The 16,408-nt window shown below is 43.3% G+C and carries 14 protein-coding genes; 12 read left to right on the forward strand and 2 right to left on the reverse strand.

Annotation, left to right across the window (positions count from 1 at the left end):
* The first annotated feature begins 21 nt into the window (after positions 1–21).
* Positions 22–2,280: a sulfatase-like hydrolase/transferase gene (locus tag B9A32_RS05330; protein ID WP_084067347.1), complete on the forward strand. Its 2,259-nt coding sequence runs from the start codon at positions 22–24 to the stop codon at positions 2,278–2,280.
* A gap of 235 nt (positions 2,281–2,515) precedes the next feature.
* Here B9A32_RS05330 and B9A32_RS05335 read toward each other — a convergent pair whose 3' ends face one another.
* Positions 2,516–3,451, reverse strand: a complete 936-nt coding sequence (locus B9A32_RS05335) for an alpha/beta fold hydrolase (RefSeq protein ID WP_084067348.1) — start codon at positions 3,449–3,451, stop codon at positions 2,516–2,518.
* A 343-nt stretch (positions 3,452–3,794) separates the two neighbouring features.
* Between B9A32_RS05335 and B9A32_RS21050 the strand changes: the two genes are divergently transcribed.
* From B9A32_RS21050 to B9A32_RS05345, 3 genes are all read left to right on the forward strand, one after another.
* A complete protein-coding gene (locus B9A32_RS21050) occupies positions 3,795–4,001 on the forward strand; it encodes a hypothetical protein (protein ID WP_139795719.1) in 207 nt (68 codons plus the stop codon).
* 5 nt (positions 4,002–4,006) lie between these two features.
* The gene (locus B9A32_RS05340; RefSeq protein WP_170923713.1) at positions 4,007–4,834 is read left to right on the forward strand and encodes an alpha/beta fold hydrolase; all 828 of its coding nucleotides are present in this window, start codon (positions 4,007–4,009) and stop codon (positions 4,832–4,834) included.
* Positions 4,835–4,930: 96 nt separating this feature from the next.
* On the forward strand, positions 4,931–5,530 hold the full coding sequence (locus tag B9A32_RS05345; protein ID WP_084067350.1) for a VOC family protein: 600 nt from the start codon (positions 4,931–4,933) through the stop codon (positions 5,528–5,530).
* On the opposite strand, the gene B9A32_RS21560 is transcribed toward B9A32_RS05345, so the two are convergent.
* Positions 5,457–5,660 (reverse strand): hypothetical protein, encoded by a 204-nt coding sequence (locus tag B9A32_RS21560; RefSeq protein WP_212637770.1) that lies wholly within the window; start codon positions 5,658–5,660, stop codon positions 5,457–5,459. The genes B9A32_RS05345 and B9A32_RS21560 overlap by 74 nt on opposite strands.
* A gap of 46 nt (positions 5,661–5,706) precedes the next feature.
* Here B9A32_RS21560 and B9A32_RS05350 point away from each other — a divergent pair, with 46 nt between their 5' ends.
* The 8 genes from B9A32_RS05350 (at position 5,707) to B9A32_RS05385 (ending at position 16,235) form a co-directional block, all read left to right on the forward strand.
* Positions 5,707–6,285 carry a YkgJ family cysteine cluster protein gene (locus tag B9A32_RS05350; RefSeq protein ID WP_139795720.1) on the forward strand — a complete coding sequence of 193 codons (579 nt, stop codon included), beginning with the start codon at positions 5,707–5,709 and terminating at the stop codon, positions 6,283–6,285.
* 3 nt (positions 6,286–6,288) lie between these two features.
* Complete coding sequence (locus B9A32_RS05355) at positions 6,289–7,821, forward strand: hypothetical protein (RefSeq protein WP_084067351.1); 1,533 nt, start codon at positions 6,289–6,291, stop codon at positions 7,819–7,821.
* Positions 7,822–7,962: 141 nt separating this feature from the next.
* Positions 7,963–8,763 (forward strand): hypothetical protein, encoded by an 801-nt coding sequence (locus tag B9A32_RS05360; RefSeq protein ID WP_084067352.1) that lies wholly within the window; start codon positions 7,963–7,965, stop codon positions 8,761–8,763.
* The gene (locus B9A32_RS05365) at positions 8,756–13,135 is read left to right on the forward strand and encodes a hypothetical protein (RefSeq protein WP_084067353.1); all 4,380 of its coding nucleotides are present in this window, start codon (positions 8,756–8,758) and stop codon (positions 13,133–13,135) included. Before B9A32_RS05360 ends, B9A32_RS05365 begins: the two co-directional genes overlap by 8 nt.
* Positions 13,132–14,265, forward strand: a complete 1,134-nt coding sequence (locus tag B9A32_RS05370) for a Wadjet anti-phage system protein JetD domain-containing protein (protein WP_084067354.1) — start codon at positions 13,132–13,134, stop codon at positions 14,263–14,265. The genes B9A32_RS05365 and B9A32_RS05370 overlap by 4 nt, the downstream gene beginning before the upstream one ends.
* A gap of 199 nt (positions 14,266–14,464) precedes the next feature.
* A complete protein-coding gene (locus B9A32_RS05375; RefSeq protein ID WP_084067355.1) occupies positions 14,465–15,319 on the forward strand; it encodes an ATP-binding protein in 855 nt (284 codons plus the stop codon).
* A gap of 10 nt (positions 15,320–15,329) precedes the next feature.
* The gene (locus B9A32_RS05380) at positions 15,330–15,680 is read left to right on the forward strand and encodes an STAS-like domain-containing protein (protein WP_170923714.1); all 351 of its coding nucleotides are present in this window, start codon (positions 15,330–15,332) and stop codon (positions 15,678–15,680) included.
* Positions 15,681–16,235 (forward strand): PIN domain-containing protein, encoded by a 555-nt coding sequence (locus B9A32_RS05385; RefSeq protein ID WP_084067357.1) that lies wholly within the window; start codon positions 15,681–15,683, stop codon positions 16,233–16,235.
* Positions 16,236–16,408: the final 173 nt, after the last annotated feature.

Genomic DNA, 16,408 nt, shown 5'->3' on the forward strand with positions numbered 1-16,408 from the left:
TATCGAAGGGATAATAATTTTATGGATTATATATTAGCATCTATTGTTTTTTTTCTTATCGCTATTTATTTTTCAATCCATCACGGGCAGTCACGAAAAAAAAGATTGTTTTTTTCAATTGTGATTTTTGCATATTTGTTTTCACTCGATATATTTTGGGTAGCAGATTATTTTACCGGGGAAGGTATCAATGATGCTGTTATATACCACATTTTCTACGGGCTGGGTGGTGCTGGGTTTAAGGAATTTTATAAGATTACTTTTGTCGGTATTGTCTTTTTTCTTTTTGGCGTTGTAGCTTCATTTTTTTATTACAAGACAAGAAAAGCTGATTACAAAATTCCTCCCTATAATATAGGTAGAGCGATAATGTGCGCTCTATTTTTTTGTATTGCATTTATGTTGAATCCTACTCCTCGCTCCTTATTTGCCCATCTCAACTACTTTGATTTTCCTTTTAAATCGTCAGGTTCTGCAAAATATATTGGTGATGAAAAAATGGCCGCTCTTCAAGAGGATTTCAACCGATACTATCTACTTCCCAAATCTGAAGCGAAGACCAAGACGCATCCCAACCTGATTTATATTTATGCCGAGAGTCTGGAGTTGACTTATTTTGATGAAAAACTTTTTCCCGGGCTCGTTCCCAATTTAAAACAAATCCAGAAGGAAAATATCTCTTTTTCCAATATAAATCAGATAATAGCAGATGATTTTACCGTTGGTGGTATGATAACTTCACAATGCGGGATACCTCTTTTTACACCGTCCGGCGGCAACAGCATGAATGGTATGGAACGATTTTATGAGGGTGCCGTTTGCCTGGGAGATTTTCTTGCATCTCAAAAATACACATTGGTGTATAGGGGTGGGGCATCATTAAAGTTTGCAGGTAAAGGAAAATTATATACCACACATGGATTCATCGACGTCAAGGGACGTGAAGAGCTATTACCTCATCTGGAGGATAAAAACAATGTATCACCTTGGGGACTTTATGATGACACCCTGTTTGATATTATATATGAAGATTTTATGGCTCTTTCAGAAAGTAAAACCAGGTTTGCCATATTCACATTAACTTTGGATACTCATGGTCCGGATGGATATTTGAATAAAAGTTGTCGAGATATTAAATATCTTGATGGATCCAATGAAATGTTAAATGCCGTAGCATGCACTGATTATATCATTTCACGCTTTATTCGAAAAATTCAAGCTTCAAAGTTTGGAAAAGACACTGTGGTTGTATTGAGTTCCGATCATCTGGCTATGAAAAATGGTGCCACTGCTATATTGAAAAAAGGAGATCGAAAAAATCTTTTCATGATTATTGATCCTCGAAATGAGACAGCACGGGTCATTGATAAAAAAGGCAGCCTGGCTGATGTAGCAGCAACGATACTTAGTTCTCTCGGTTATGATACTGCATTAGGGTTAGGGCGTAATTTGCAGAGCCATTTAAATTCTCTTAGCGTAGAATTTGAAAATTATAAAAAAAAATTAGTGGGATGGAGACCTGTTATTGAAAAATTCTGGAATAATCCTAAAATAGGGACACATGTTTTTATTAACAATACAGCAAAAACAATAACCATTAATAGCACCACCTATAAATATCCTCTTCTCCTTGAAATAAATAAAAACAGAGAAGTTCGACCCTATTTTGAATTTAATGATTTTAAAAAATTGACATCTTTTCTTGTTAATTTTAATCCCACCACTCCCTTTATTTGGATTGATGAATGTCGCAAAATTTCTTACTTGGACACGGCTATAAAGGATAAAAAAGGGTATTGTTTGGCCATGGGACAGCTGGGATCGGATATTGTTGTTAAATCTATAGATAAAACGATGTTGGTTAACACCAAAGTGTTAGACAGCAAAAAAAATGATGCTGAAGTTCGTGATATTTTTACGAGTAGAATGAAATTATTAAGAAATTATGTCTATAAAAAAAGATATAAAGATGCTTGGTCAAAAGGAAAAACGGGAGAAATTGAAATTGAGAGTGTTCAGGATGAAAAGTTTGAAATTCGGTATTTAACAAATAATCCTAAAAAGCAGCTGTATCGATTTGAAATTCTAATAGATGGAGAGAATTTTGAATCTAGCATGATTGAACCTTTTAAATGGTACCAAAAAAAAATTTCAATACCTAAAGGGCAACATAAAATTAGTTTACATATCGAAGATACCTTTAATCCTTACAAACTTAATACCAGTAAAGACAATAGAGATTTAGGAATTAACTTCAAAATTAATAAACTTTACTTATAGTAACCTCAGCTTTACAACGATTGTAGACATTTATTGTACAGCGTAATGATCCCTGGATTAAAATAGTTTTTGATTATAACGGATTTGGGAGATCACTTCGTAAACCTCCCAATGAAGCCGAAATCAATAGGTTTTGGACTCAGTCTTCATGATGCTGAAATCCATTAACTCTTTAATATGGTGAGATTATAACACTGAAAAAAGTTTCGCCACGCGTACTTGCCGAAAGGACATCTTACTTCTCGCTCCCATTAGATTCTATTTCGATTCCCTGATTTTTAAACAGGCTTTTAAGAATTTTAACAAATTGTCCCGGGGTTTCCAAGTGAGGCGCATGGCCCACCTGCTCCAATAATTTCAAGGTGCAGCCGGGGATGTTTTGCCAGGCATCTTCTGCCATTTGACAGGGAAAAAGGCTGTCTTCTTTTCCCCAGATGATGTTCACCGGAAAAGGGGTTTTTTTGAGTAATGTCTTTAATCCTCCCCCAAACTCACTGTCCAGCATTTCATGGGACATATCTGTCAATATTTTTCTGTACCATTCACGATTATCCATTTTTTCTTTCATCATAAATTGTTTGACAGGCCAGGGAACCTTGATTTTTCTGTGGAAAATTCGGTTGACAAAGGTTTCATAATCTTCAGGGCTGTTAATGAAAAAAAGAGAATTTCCCTCCAGAAATTCATCGTAAAAAGTATTGTAATTTTCCAGTAAAAAGCCGGACGAGCTGACCAGGGTCAGGGAGTTTACTTTTTCCGGACATTTAATTGCCAGATAGGAACCGATGGCACCACCCAGAGAGTGACCCACCAGATGCACTTTTTTATTTGCCAGTGAAAAAAGGAACGGCTGGAGCCAATTGACATAATCCAGAACCCCATACCGAAGATCTTGCCGCTTTTCTGTGTCTCCAAATCCGGGAAGCTGGGGGAGAATAATGTTATAATTTTGGGATAATGGTCTGGCAATTGCGTAAAAAGTTTCCTTGGTATCACTGAAACCATGGATAAATAAGATGGTTTCCTTTTTTCCCCGGTCCAGACGGTCCCAGTGAATGTCAACTGCACCGTTGAAGATATTTTTTTCTACCCCCAGGGATTTGCCCATGGATTTTAAATGGTTCGTGAGCATCATTTTCCCTGCGCCTGTTATCAGATTAAATTGATTCATGTTAGTTTTTGTTTTACCTTAGTTTGGATTTCAATAGCCATGAATAGGATAACTGCAATGTGAATTTGGACAGCTTCAGTTATATCTTATTGGCGTAAAAAAAATCTTTCCTGTAAAAATATATTTTGGTAAATAGGTTAATATCTGTGACCAACATATTCCCACCGATATTTTGATTTTTTGTAAATTTTAAATTACACCCAATGGGATGTTGCTCACAGTCTTTTTTTGAAATAAATTTTTCCAGCTTCGCAAAAAGATATTATGACTGCACAATTTGTAAAACGGAAAATGAAAGATACCAAAATTTTCTGATTCACCCAGTGCCATTAACTGGTATAAGGTGAATTTTAAAAACAGAAATATTGATGAGCTGGAGAATAAAGGCAATATTCATTTTTGGTGCTTATGCAAGGAATGGGAGTGCACGATTGCAATAGATGCTTCATCAATTTTAGAAAACGTCCATCTTGCACTGCAAGAGAGCTTGGATTTTGAAAATGATCACCCAAAAGGCGTTAAACCGAAACAATATCCTTCATGGGAGTAAGTAGATTGCGTTTACGTGAAAAAATTATCAAATCAATGGGCGCCTCGGTGGAAGAAAAGGTTGTTCACGTCGGAAGCGTGAAAACCCATTATCTTACAGCCGGTAAGGGGAAGACGATTCTCTTACTTCATGGCAATAACGCTGCCGGTGCCGTTAGCTGGTATCCGGTGATTGGAGCCCTTGCAACTGATTTTAAGGTGATTGCGCCGGATGTTGTTGGTTATGGCGAGTCCGACAAACCTTTTGCCTCTTATGGCAGGCCCTATTTTGTATTATGGCTGAAGAACTTTCTTGATGTGTTGGGCTTAGAAAAAATTGACCTTGTCGGCAATTCACAGGGAGGATCAATTGCCCTGCAATTTACCCATGATTATCCTGAACGAGTGGACAAGCTTGTGCTTGCAGATTCAGGAAGTCTTGGTAATGAATTACCATTGGGGGCCGTATGGGGGTTTATCTGGAATAACACCTTCCCCTCTTTGTTTTCTACCCGGTGGTTAAATCGATTTTTGATTCATAATACAGATAAAATTGATAAAAACTGGACCCAGTATTCCTTAACCTTATTGCGAAAATTAAGAAGCAAGCTTGTCTTCTGGCTGGGTGCAGGCAAAGCTACCAGACCCATTTCGAAGGAAGTATTAAGTAAAATTCATCACAAAACTTTGATAATATGGGGAACTGAAGAAAAATTATTTCCCATCTCCCATGCTGAAAAGGCCCATCGCTTCATGCCTGATGCAAAAATTCAATTAATAGAAGGCGCCGGTCACATTCCTTTTTTTGATCAACCAGATAGATTCAACAATGCCGTTCAACAATTTTTGATTTGACTCAGCCCGAGTGGATTTATTATCAGACAGAATGCTGCGGAGAAATTGGAAAAATATGGGGTATGCTTATTTTAAAAGTGACACCAGGGGGCAACTATGGAAAATAAAAATATACCAGGCGCGTCCTATACCGGTATTAACCATCTGGCCATGGCCACGGCAGATATGGACATGACCATTGCTTTTTGGAGAGATCTTCTGGGCATGCGCCTTGTTACGGGTCTTGGGCATCCGGGATACCGCCACTATTTTTTTGAAATTTCACAATATGATATGATCGCTTTTTTTGAATGGCCTGATGTTAAAAAAATTCCTGAAAAAGACCATGGGGCACCGGTGAAAATTCCACTGGCCTTTGACCATGTTTCCATTGGGGTTGCATCCCGGGAAGATCTTTGGTCGTTGAAAGAAAAACTTGAAGCCGCGGGCTTTTGGGTATCCGAGGTCATTGATCACGGTTTTATTCATTCCATCTACTCCTTTGATCCCAATCATATTCCCATTGAGTTCAGCTACGCAATTCCAGAAGTGAATCTCCGAAAGCATCCCAAAATGGTCGATGCCAGTCCATCCACCCTGGCCCTTGAAGGGGCTGAACCACAAAAAAACAGATGGCCGAAAGTTAAACACCCCATCCCGGAAGAAGATAGATCTGTTTATCCAGGGGAAGGGAGGATTTTGCGTGAAGATAATTGATCCTGCAATTTGCATGGGCCATGAAATGTGCTACAAAATGAATTTTTAATAACTGCCACAGACCGTATTTTGATCCGGTGCTGCCCACAACAAAGCTTGAAATACGCCCCTCATTTGCGGAGTATTTCATATGAAAATGCCAAGGGATATCTATCCGTATGGGAATGAATTTGGAAATGATAAAAGCAAAAGTATCGAAATTAAAAGATATTTACAGAAAATTTGACCAAAAAGCCAATGAAGCCAAAAAAGAACAGGCCTGTGAAAAAGGGTGTGGTTTTTGCTGTAAAGAGGCAGGAAGCATTGATATCACCACCCTTGAAGGGTTTGCCATAAGGGATGCCATGAAGGCATTGCCAAGATCCCGGCAGAAAAGTCTAACCAAATCGTTCCAGCAGGAGATCAAAAAAAGAGAAAAGGGTATTGTGGTGCCTTGTCCTTTTTTAATGAAAAACAATGCCTGCATGATTTATGAAGATCGCCCTTTTTCATGCCGGAGAATTTACTCCACCCATGTGTGCACCAGACAAAATCCTCCCATGGTCAGCCGACAGGTCATGGAAGATGCCAAGCTCACCATTAAGGCGCTGCAGGAGTTGGATATCACCGGATACTCCGGCCATATGTCTTATATTTTGTATATGTTATCCACCCCGGAATTTTTGGACACCTATCTTAAGGGGGAGTGTAAGCCCGAAGAGATCATGGTTTTTGGGAAAGCCCATAAGATCATCATTAACAAAATGGTGGTCTGATCCATGCAAAAGGATCAAATGGAGTTGGTTTCTCCAGTGGCCGGGGAGATTGATTTTTTGGAAGCGGATACAATACAGGTAATTAGAACCCGGGAATCTGATGTAACCCGTGTGGTGCATTCAAGTTTGATCATGCGGCCCATCTATGAGCTGGAAGCCCGCAGACTCAACACAGAAGAAGAAGGCGCGGATATACGAGATTTTGTGGATCTGATGTGGGTGGCTTTTGCCATTTTGGACAGTGTGTCTGAGCTCACCGAATACCATGTGGGGGCCAGCAGAAAAGAGGTGCTGGAAAAGGTGATGCCAGCCATTAAAAAGCAGCTTTTGTCAACTGAAGCATTTTCCCATGAGGCCCTTTACGCCCTTTTAAAAAAAGTATTTGATCATTTGGTGAACAGACAAAATCGTTATCTCCCCTTTGAATATCGTTATTATGACGGAATTGTGGGCAGGTTTAATCATCGAAAATTCTGGTTGATCAAGGCTGTTTACACGGGTAAGGGGCAGGAAACATTATTTTCTCTTACAGATGAGGGATACGCAGCTTATTTTGGTCTCCATGAAACAAGTGCCCTGGATTCCACGGCCATTGGAAATCTGCGTATCAAGCTTCTAATTGAACGGGGCAACGTTGATGATGCCATTTCTGTGGCAGAACAGAACAACAAGCAATGCACCCGCAAGGCCCATGACATACGCAATACCCGCCGGGCCATCCAGCGAAACATCCATTCCATTGATTTTCACCGGATTAACACCATGGCCGACCAGGGGGCAGGGCAGGCCACCCAGATCCAGAATGAGAGTGGCCGTCTCCATCACATGGTGTTGGATAACCTCCAGGTCACTGAAAACAAAGATCAGGAATTAAAGCTTTTGCAACTGGCCCGGCATCTTAAGGAGCTGAACCGGCGCCAGATGGAACTGGTGAGAGAACTGCAACGTCTTCCCGATGATTATCATCAGAACAGCTATAAATTGTTCAGGAAGCGAACGCTTGGCGTTTTACCTTCCATGGAAGAGGTGTTGCGCAGGGTGTGTTGTATGCCGGAAGGGGATGCCGCCGCAGTGGGCAGGGAGTTCATTGCCATGTTTGATCCTCCGGTGCAGATATCTTTGTTTGATCCGGGTGCCATCATTGATACCATCAGCCAGGCCCTGGAGCGCCGCAGTACCACAGGGGACAAGTCTTCACCCCTTCAGGAGATTGACGGAGAATCCATTGCCCACTACCAGGCGGAACTCACAGAACCCCTCATGAAACGTGGCCGGGATATGATCCTCAATCGCGTGCGAACCTGCGAAGCAACAATGTTGGAAGATCTCTTAAATGAGGCGGCCCTGGAGGAAGATGCCCCGTTGTTGCCCATGGCTGTGGCATTGACCGTATTTCAGTCCATCATGGATCATCGCACCGGCCAGGGAAACGGATTCCAGGTGAAACTGGGTTCCCGGGATAAATACATCTCCATTGATCTGCCCGGGGGCAGACGTTACCGGGGAGATCACCTGGTGCTGGTGCCGGTGAATTAAAGTATCTGATATCATTAATCATTAGGTTCGAGGTTGTAGGCGCCCAATTGACCGATCCCATTACCCGTCGGGGGTTCTGTTAATTGGGCCATTGAACAACACCGCCGACCCATTCCCGGCATAAAACATAGAGACATCACCATGGAAAATATTTACGAAATCAGCCGCCTTGTGTATCTGAGTCTGGCATACAGCAACGGCAATAAACGAATTATCAACGACCATCAGACAGAGCTCATGGAGTTGCTCCAGCGTTTCCAGGCCGAGGATACCTTTCACCGGGCCGTGATGGAAAATATCCGGGCCATGGAACTCCAGCTTTTGGAGGTGGAACCCCAGGGCCTTCGCCTGTCCGCCCGGAATGGTGCCAGTTTTTTTGCCACCACCCTTACGGATTATGGCAAAATGTTGGGTAGAACCCCCCTGAAAGCCGGAGAACTTCTTTGTGTGCATTGTGCCGTGGCCACGGCGTTTTTCCCCACAGAGTCGGATCTGGATGCCCCGGTGGAGGATCTTGGGGTCATCGTTTCCGGTGATGTCATTGAGATCCTTCGGGTTTTTGCCAAGGCAGAAGAGACCATGGACCCTGAGGATGAAATTCTCCATCCAGAGGTGAGAACGGCGGCCCGGAGACTCAGGGAACTTCCCGAAGAAAATCCCGACAGCAAGCGGGCCGTGGGGGGTAACAGCTGGCTTGAGTTAATCACACGGGTGCTGGAACAGATGGTGGCCACAGGATATCTGCTGGAATTCAGGGAAGAGGGGGAAGAAGAGATGGAGTACCGACCCACACCCGCTTACCAGAGTGCCATGCGTACGGCATCTGTGTATGTTTTTCATGCCTTTCGAGAGCTTGTGGCAGAGAAAAAAATGTTCATTCTCCCTGGGGATGATTCCCGGGAACTCCCCCGGTCTGCCCCCGGCGAGGTGCCCCATGTATAAGTTAAGTCGATTTTTTGTCAGTGATCTTGTGGCCGGGGAGAACATTCTCAGAAACGGTTATTTCCCCATTTGCAAAGAAAATGAACAGGCAGAGCATGGTATCATTGTTGCTGCCAACGGCTCCTGCAAGACCACTTTGCTCTCCTTTTTGTTCTCTGTTTTTGTTCCTGATCGCCGTCGTTTTGTGCAATATCTCCAGTCCAGTGGCGACAAAACACTGGATCAATATCTGGTACCTGACCGACCTTCTTTGGTGATGCTGGAATTATCCATGGATCTGGACCCCACCCTTTTTGAGTCTCAACCCCGGGAACGCCTGGTGTTGGGTCAACTTCTCCATCGAAAGAAAACCACCCCGGATCATATTGAGCGAAGCTATTTTATAGGAGATTATGAGTTTTTTAACACGCTTCGTGTGCAATGGGACACGCTTTCCAATGCCAATCATCCCCACACTGCGGTGAAAGAGTTTTTAAACGGCAAGGTTCATCAGACTGCCAGCCAGAAGGAATGGCAGGAAAAACTTGAATCCCTGGGGCTTGACCCTTGGCTTGTGAACCGTCAGGTGGATTTTTCCCGCAGTGAAGGGGGGATCAAGGATTCCTTTAAATTTAAAAGTGAGGCTGATTTTCTCAGTTTTTTTCTGGGGTGCGTTTCGGACCTTGATGCTGCCATGGACATCAGGAAAAATACGGCCCAGACCATTGCAAAGATGAAAAACCGTCCTGAAAAGAAAAAACAGCTGGATGCGGTGTTATCCCTTAAAAAAAATATGGCGGATTTCCATGATATGGGCCGGGAGTGGCGCAAGGCCCACAAGGATATGGGAAATTACACCTTGCAGCTGGGGGAAGGGGCACATCGTCTCAGTTCTGCCCGGAAAGAGGCAGACATGGCCCTTGAAATGGCAGACGCTGCAGTGAAAAATAATCGGGACAGGCAAAAAGAGACAAGAGATGCCAGGGACACAGCCCATGCCAATCAAGTGCAGGTGGAAGAGGTCGGCCACAGCCGGGAAAGCCATAAGCTCAAAGGCTTGATCCGGGAAGCAGATGAAAAATTGGAAAAATGCCAAAATGAAAAGATGGCACTTAAGGCTGCAGAGTATATGGCTTCCCAGAGACAGCTCAAGGCAGAGGTGGAGTCCAAGGATAAAATTCTGGCCCGCAGGACCTCTGACCTGGAACCTGCGCAACGTCAGGTGGATCTCCGGGCGGCCCAGTACCATATCCGGTTAAACAGCCAGCAGATGGAATCCCTCTCTGCTGTTACTGCCATGGAAAAAGAGATAGAGGTCACCCGGGATAAGCACAACGCTTTAAAAGAACAACGCCTGGAGCAGGACAGAAAAATATCCACCTTGAATGGTGATATTGTCCGTATCACCACCCAGATTAACGGTGCTGTCATGGCCCGGAAAAATTTATCACTTCCCCCCGGAGAAGCGCCCGGGCAGAGCCTGGCAAGGTTGGAGAAAGAACTCCATGACTGTGAAAAAAACTTGGAGCAGACCGGCAATCAACTTGGTGACCTTGGGAATTTGCAAAACAAGAGCCAAGAGCGCTTAAATCAATTGCAGCGCTCCCAGATCCAGGAAGAGGAAGTTCTGAAACAGGCTGAAAAATCCATGGCAGATGAAAAGGCCCAAAGGACAATCCTGCTTGGCGATGTCCATCTCATACGCATCGCAGGTGTTGCAACCTTTGAACCCACAAAGGCCGAGCTTGCCACACGCCTTGGGGAATCCATGGCCCGGATCCGCACGGGTACACAGGTTTTTCAAGAAGAGGTTCTGGAACTGAAAAATCAATTAAAGCGTCTGGAAAACATGAACTGCCTGGTGGTGGATGAGCAGGTGGCAAAACTCATTGCCCATTACACATCAAATGGACTCTCTCCGGCTGAGGTAAAACCCTTTCTGGATTATCTGTCCGGGCTTGATAAAACCCCGGAGGAGATCGCCCGGGTGGTGGAGGGTGACCCGGGGCGGTTCAGCGGTATCATGGCTGCCACCCATGGGGTGATTGAGAAGGTGCAAAATATTCCTGTTCCTTCCTGGCTTTCCAGGCCCGTGGTGATATCCACCCCCCTGGATATGGATGGACAGGGCATTGAGTTTCCCGTGATTTCACCTCAAGACCCCATTGTGTACAGTAAAAACTATCTGGAGAATCAAAAAAAGCATCTTGCCGGAAAACAGGAAAAGCTTGAAAAAGAGATCTCCCAGCGCTTATCCAGGCTTGAATCCATGGAAAAAACCCGGCGCATGCTCAATGATTACCGGGAAAAATATCCTGACATGGCTGCGGTGGAACTGTTGTCCCGGAATGTGGCAGTTGCCGGGGAGACCATACTTACCCTTGGATCGAAGATCCAGGAAATGACAAAGGAAAGTGAAGCCCGGGTCATCAGAAAAAAAGAGCTGGAAGAAATTTTACATAGGGAAAACAGGACCCTGGCCCGTTTGGAGCAACTTGTAAAACTTGTGAAGAATTGGCTTGAGCAGTATGGCCGGATGGATGCCTGGGAAAAAGAGCTTTCCCAAAAAGAGATTCAAATGGTGGAGATGAACCATGTTGCCAAACAGATCCGAAACAGGGAGAAAGAAATAGAAGAGGATCTCACCCGTATTCACAGCGCCATGGCCCGGAAAAGGGCAGAGCTTAAAAATCTGGAGGAGAGGGCCGATGACATCCCGGCCTCAGAGGAGATGGTTCTCAATGAAGAACAGACTCAACAGGCCTTGTCCATGGATCTTACTACCCTTAGAAAGCAGCATGAACAGGCCCAGAGCAATGCCATCCGTGTGGCCAGTGAATTGGGTATAGACGGGTTGAGGAATGAACTGCAGCGGGTGAAGGAAACACTTCAAAAAAATATAAACGATTTGCATCGATATGGCAGGAAAAATTCCTTTGATGAAGAAATTGCTGAAAAATGGGCCGGAAAAAGCAGCCGGGAGCGGGATGAACGCATGGCAGCACTTTCAGTGTCTGTGGCCGATCTAAAAGAACAGCTGGCCGGGCAAAAAGTGCAGCTGGAAGGCCGGGACCGGGATCTTGCCCGCTGTAAGGAAAAATTAAAAACTTTATCCCGCCAGGGCATCCATGGAGACATTGACCCGGAGGATCTTGAAAATACTGATTTGGAAGGGTTGATTCTTCACTACGGCAAAGTGGCTGAAGCCCTGGAAGAGAAGCTCAATGAGCTGAAAAAGCATGGGGCAATCCACGTTGCGGATTTGGAAAAAAATCGCCGATGGCTCAATGAACTCAACCTTTCCCTGGCCATGTTAACGGGGCAGGTGCCTTACTGGGACAGTAACTCCCCCCGGGGGGACTGGCTGGAGCTTGTCCGGGTGGAAAAGGAAACCCGGATAAACAATGCGGTGAAATTCAAAAAACAGATGGAAGTGATTCTTAATTCCCGAAAGAAAATGGAAGGCCTCATGGAAAAGAGCCGGAAAAATATGGGCAGCGCCTTTGACAGACTCCAGGGGGAACTTCGGGATGAAACCTTAAGAAAGCAGTTGCCGGCCATTGTGGATGAACTTTCCCGGCATGATGCGGAAAGCATGGGAACCCAGAGCGGTGAGCTCATGGAAAAATGCAGCCACATTGCCGCCAACATAGAAAGCGATCTGTCCCGATCTGCCCAGTTTGTGGAAAGCCTTGTGGATCAACTGTTCCAACATGTGAGGGTCTCTTACCAAAAGCTCCAGACCGCCTCAAAACAACTCATGCCTGACAATGTGTTTGTCTATGGGGGTAAGCCGATTTTAAAGGCCGGTGCCCGCCTGGATTTCACCCGGCATACCCTGATATATCGTAAAACCATTGATAACTGGCTGGATGAGTTGATCCAGAAAAATTATATTCCAGAGGTCACTGCCAGGGTGGGGGACACCTTGGGTATGGAGCTTCTTTACCGACTGCTCAAGGTTTCTTCGGCAAAACAGGAGTTTGGTATCCGCCTGCTTAAATGTGATGATACAGGCCGAAATTATGAGCCCGTGGGTAAAGATCTGGGGTCCGGGGGCGAGGCTTTGACAACGGCGGTGCTTCTTTACTCTCTTCTCACCTCCATGCGTCAAAAACGCCGGAACAAAAGGGATGATCGTATCCCTGCCTTTCTCATTGCTGACAATCCTCTGGGGGTTTGTAACCGTTCTGATTTTCTGGACACCCAGCTTAAGGTGGCCCGGGCCATGGGCATTCAGTGCATCTATTTCACCGGTATCAATGACCGGGAATCGTTGGGGCTTTTCCAGCACCGGGTGGCCATTCGCCACAGTGGCAAACACCTCCAGGTGGGGGACAAACCCTTTAATTGCCTGGAGGTCATTGAACAGAATGTGGAGGATCGGGAATGATTGATTCCGGTATTACCAAAGGGCTCAATGAGCTCTTTCACACATCAAAAAGGAAAAAAATTCCTGCTGATTTGCTTTTTAGTACCGCCAGGGATCGTTCCCTAAATCAGGACAGTGATCTGGCTGTTGAGAAAAAGCTGCTTCAAATACTGGAGCAATTTGCCCGGGAAGGGGTTATTAAGTTACCCGCTGCAAAGGGAAAAAAGTGGGACGTCAAAACTAAGTTACCCCACCATGTCACCTTGGTCAATACTGCTGAAGATATACGAAAAAAAAGGAATAAGCAGGAACGAGACGATATTTTAAATAGCACTTCCTGGGAACCTGAGAAGATGATTCCCATTATCCATGGTGATTGCTGTCCAATGACATTGGATGATTGCAAAAAGGCACAAAAAGTGAACAGTTATTTGATCAACAGACCCTTAGATCAGCCCATGATTCCTGCAAGGGAAAGGGCGCTTCGGATATTCGGAGATGAAAAAGCGTTGGACAAGGTGAAGGATCAAGGCCTTTTTTCCGGCAGCATCTCCCTGAAAGATCTGGATTGCTTTTATTGTCCGGAACCCATTCCCTTTTATCCGCTTTCCCCGGATGTTCAAAATACCCGGGGAAAGGCGCTTCTTTTTGTGGAAAACGCAAATACCTATGAGAGTTGCCGCCGGGCCAATCAAATAACCCAGACCTTTGCAGCCATTGTTTATGGCAAAGGATTTAAAGCCGCCACTAAGCCTGAAAAAATGGATGGTATTGTGGAAATTGAGGCCCAACTGGAATCCCAAGGTCTGTGGTATTTTGGCGATCTTGATCCCGCAGGGCTGGCCATTCCCAGAACCATCAATAAATTTCGAAAACAGGCAAAGCTCCCCTTGATACAGCCAGCCATACCACTCTATCGGGTATTGATGGCCAAAGGCTATTTTGTTCCTTACCGGAAAACATCCCAGAAAAAATTTCACGATGAAGAATGGGCAATTCAATGGCTGGGGAAAGAATTGGCTCTATCCTATCTTGAGAAGGTGGAGCAGTTTAGATGGCCCCAGGAAGGGTTGAGTCAACGGGATCTGGAAATTATTTTTATGGAATATTCAGGGATTCCTATGCCAAAGGTTAGCCGAGATATTTTTTGATGAGTTTGATCTGGGCTTGACCGGAAAAATAACCGATTATACCTGTTTTCTTTTTTTATTCAAAAAAAGCACGTTGCAAACCAAATTGTAGAAATTCTGTAAAGCGGCCCGAAATCTCTATACTTGTTTTTGGATTTTTTTCATTATAAGAGTAACTAAGATTTTTGTGTTTCTACCCTATAGTGAAGGATAGTTTGTTATGAGCGCTGAAACATTATGTGAAATTGAGAATAGTTATTATAGCTATCAACAGCTCATCAATCTCTATGCTAACCATAAAGAAGAGTGGTTTGGAGACATAGATGTGAATTTATATGGATGGTTTTCAGCAAACTCATCCTCTGTTTTAGGAGCTATATTAACCAAATTTCAAAATAATTTAAATACCGTCCGTATTTTTGCCGAAAAATCTGAAAGTATTCTCAAACGAAATGGTTTTCTTTCCCATTTTGGGCATTCAAAAGCAATAGACTATAATCATACCGCTATAGCATACCAAGTTTTGTCAACAGAGGATGATAGATATTTTAATAACTATGTTTTCAAAGAATTCATAAGCAGGCCAGACCTGCCAGTCATGACCGATGCTCTAAAGAGGAAACTTGCCGAATCTATTTATGAAATTTTCATTAATGCAAAAATGCACAGTCAAACGGAAAAAATATTTGTTTGTGGACAATTTTTCCCCAAAAAACATAAAATAATATTCACGATAACTGATATTGGAATAGGGATTAAGAATGTTGTAAACAATAGATTTGGTTCCAATTTAAGCGCTATTCAAGCAATCGAATGGGCGATTCAAGATAAGCATACAACAAAAAAGGACGTTTCAGGAGGAATTGGTCTTGCTTTGTTACATGAATTCATTAAATTAAATAGAGGAACGGTTCAGATTGTTTCTAATGAAGGTTTCTGGGAACTAAGTCATACAGGCAAAGTAGTTAGAAGTTTTACAAACGAATTTCCGGGAACAATGGTTAATATATCGGTATGTACCAATGATGCCAACCAATACATGCTTTCAAAAGAAGTCACAGACGATATTTTTTAAAGGAAACTTAATGGATACAATTAAACTTAGTATATTCTCGATCGTAGGAGATTCTTTTTGCGTAGCCGCTGAAGACGGAGAAAAAGTTTTTAAGCAGATACGGATGGGTATTGAAAAAAATAAGAAAATAACACTTTCTTTTCAAAATGTAGAGATGCTGACCACCGCATTTCTCAATACAGCCATTGGAAAGCTTTATGGTGAATACGATGAGAAGACAGTCAAGAAGCATATGTCCGTGGAAGACATGGACAGCAGCGACAAACTTCGTTTGAAAAGAGTTATTGATACAGCAAAAGTGTATTACGCAAATCCCAATCAACTTGAAGACTCCATCAAAACAATCATGGAGGAAGATTAGATGGCCCACTATGTTAGGATAGATCGCCTTCCAGATTTGAAGAATAAAAAAGTACTTTTTGATACTAATATCTGGATATACATTTTTTGTGAAATCGGAGAATACAATAAATTTTTTGTACATACATACTCCAAAGCGTTTTATATTCTTTTAAGATCTGAAAACACGATTTATACTGATTTGACCATTCTGTCTGAGTTCATCAATCGTTATCTAAAAATAGCGTGTTCAAACTATCTAAAAAGAGAAAACCTGTCGTCTATTAATTATAAAAGAGACTATCGAATCACTGAAGACTACAAAGAGGCGTGGGCAACGGTATGTGATATTGTACGTCAAAAAATCTTATCAAACTCCCATATTGTAAATACAAACTATGACCAAACTTCAATGGCAAATTTGCTTCAAGAGGATCAGTTTGGAACAGATTTCAACGACAATCATATTGTGAATCTCTGCCAAGTTGAAGACATGTTTCTGATGACCAATGATGCGGACTTTAAACACAGCAACTTGAATGTTATCACAGAAAACAACGCATATTGGCGTAGTTAGGCGTTTGCTACTGACTACACAATTTAGTAGTCGTGTTACCCTGTTTAAAACATCACTAAAAAAGAACACTTACAATCAAGGCTCCCGTTCCCGGCATCCTCAAGAGGACAAATGGCTATGGGGGAAAGGACCTGCCAAAGAATGACAACCAAGGCCGCTCATTCCTGAAGCTC

This window comes from Desulfocicer vacuolatum DSM 3385 (genome assembly GCF_900176365.1).
Classification (GTDB): domain Bacteria; phylum Desulfobacterota; class Desulfobacteria; order Desulfobacterales; family Desulfobacteraceae; genus Desulfocicer; species Desulfocicer vacuolatum.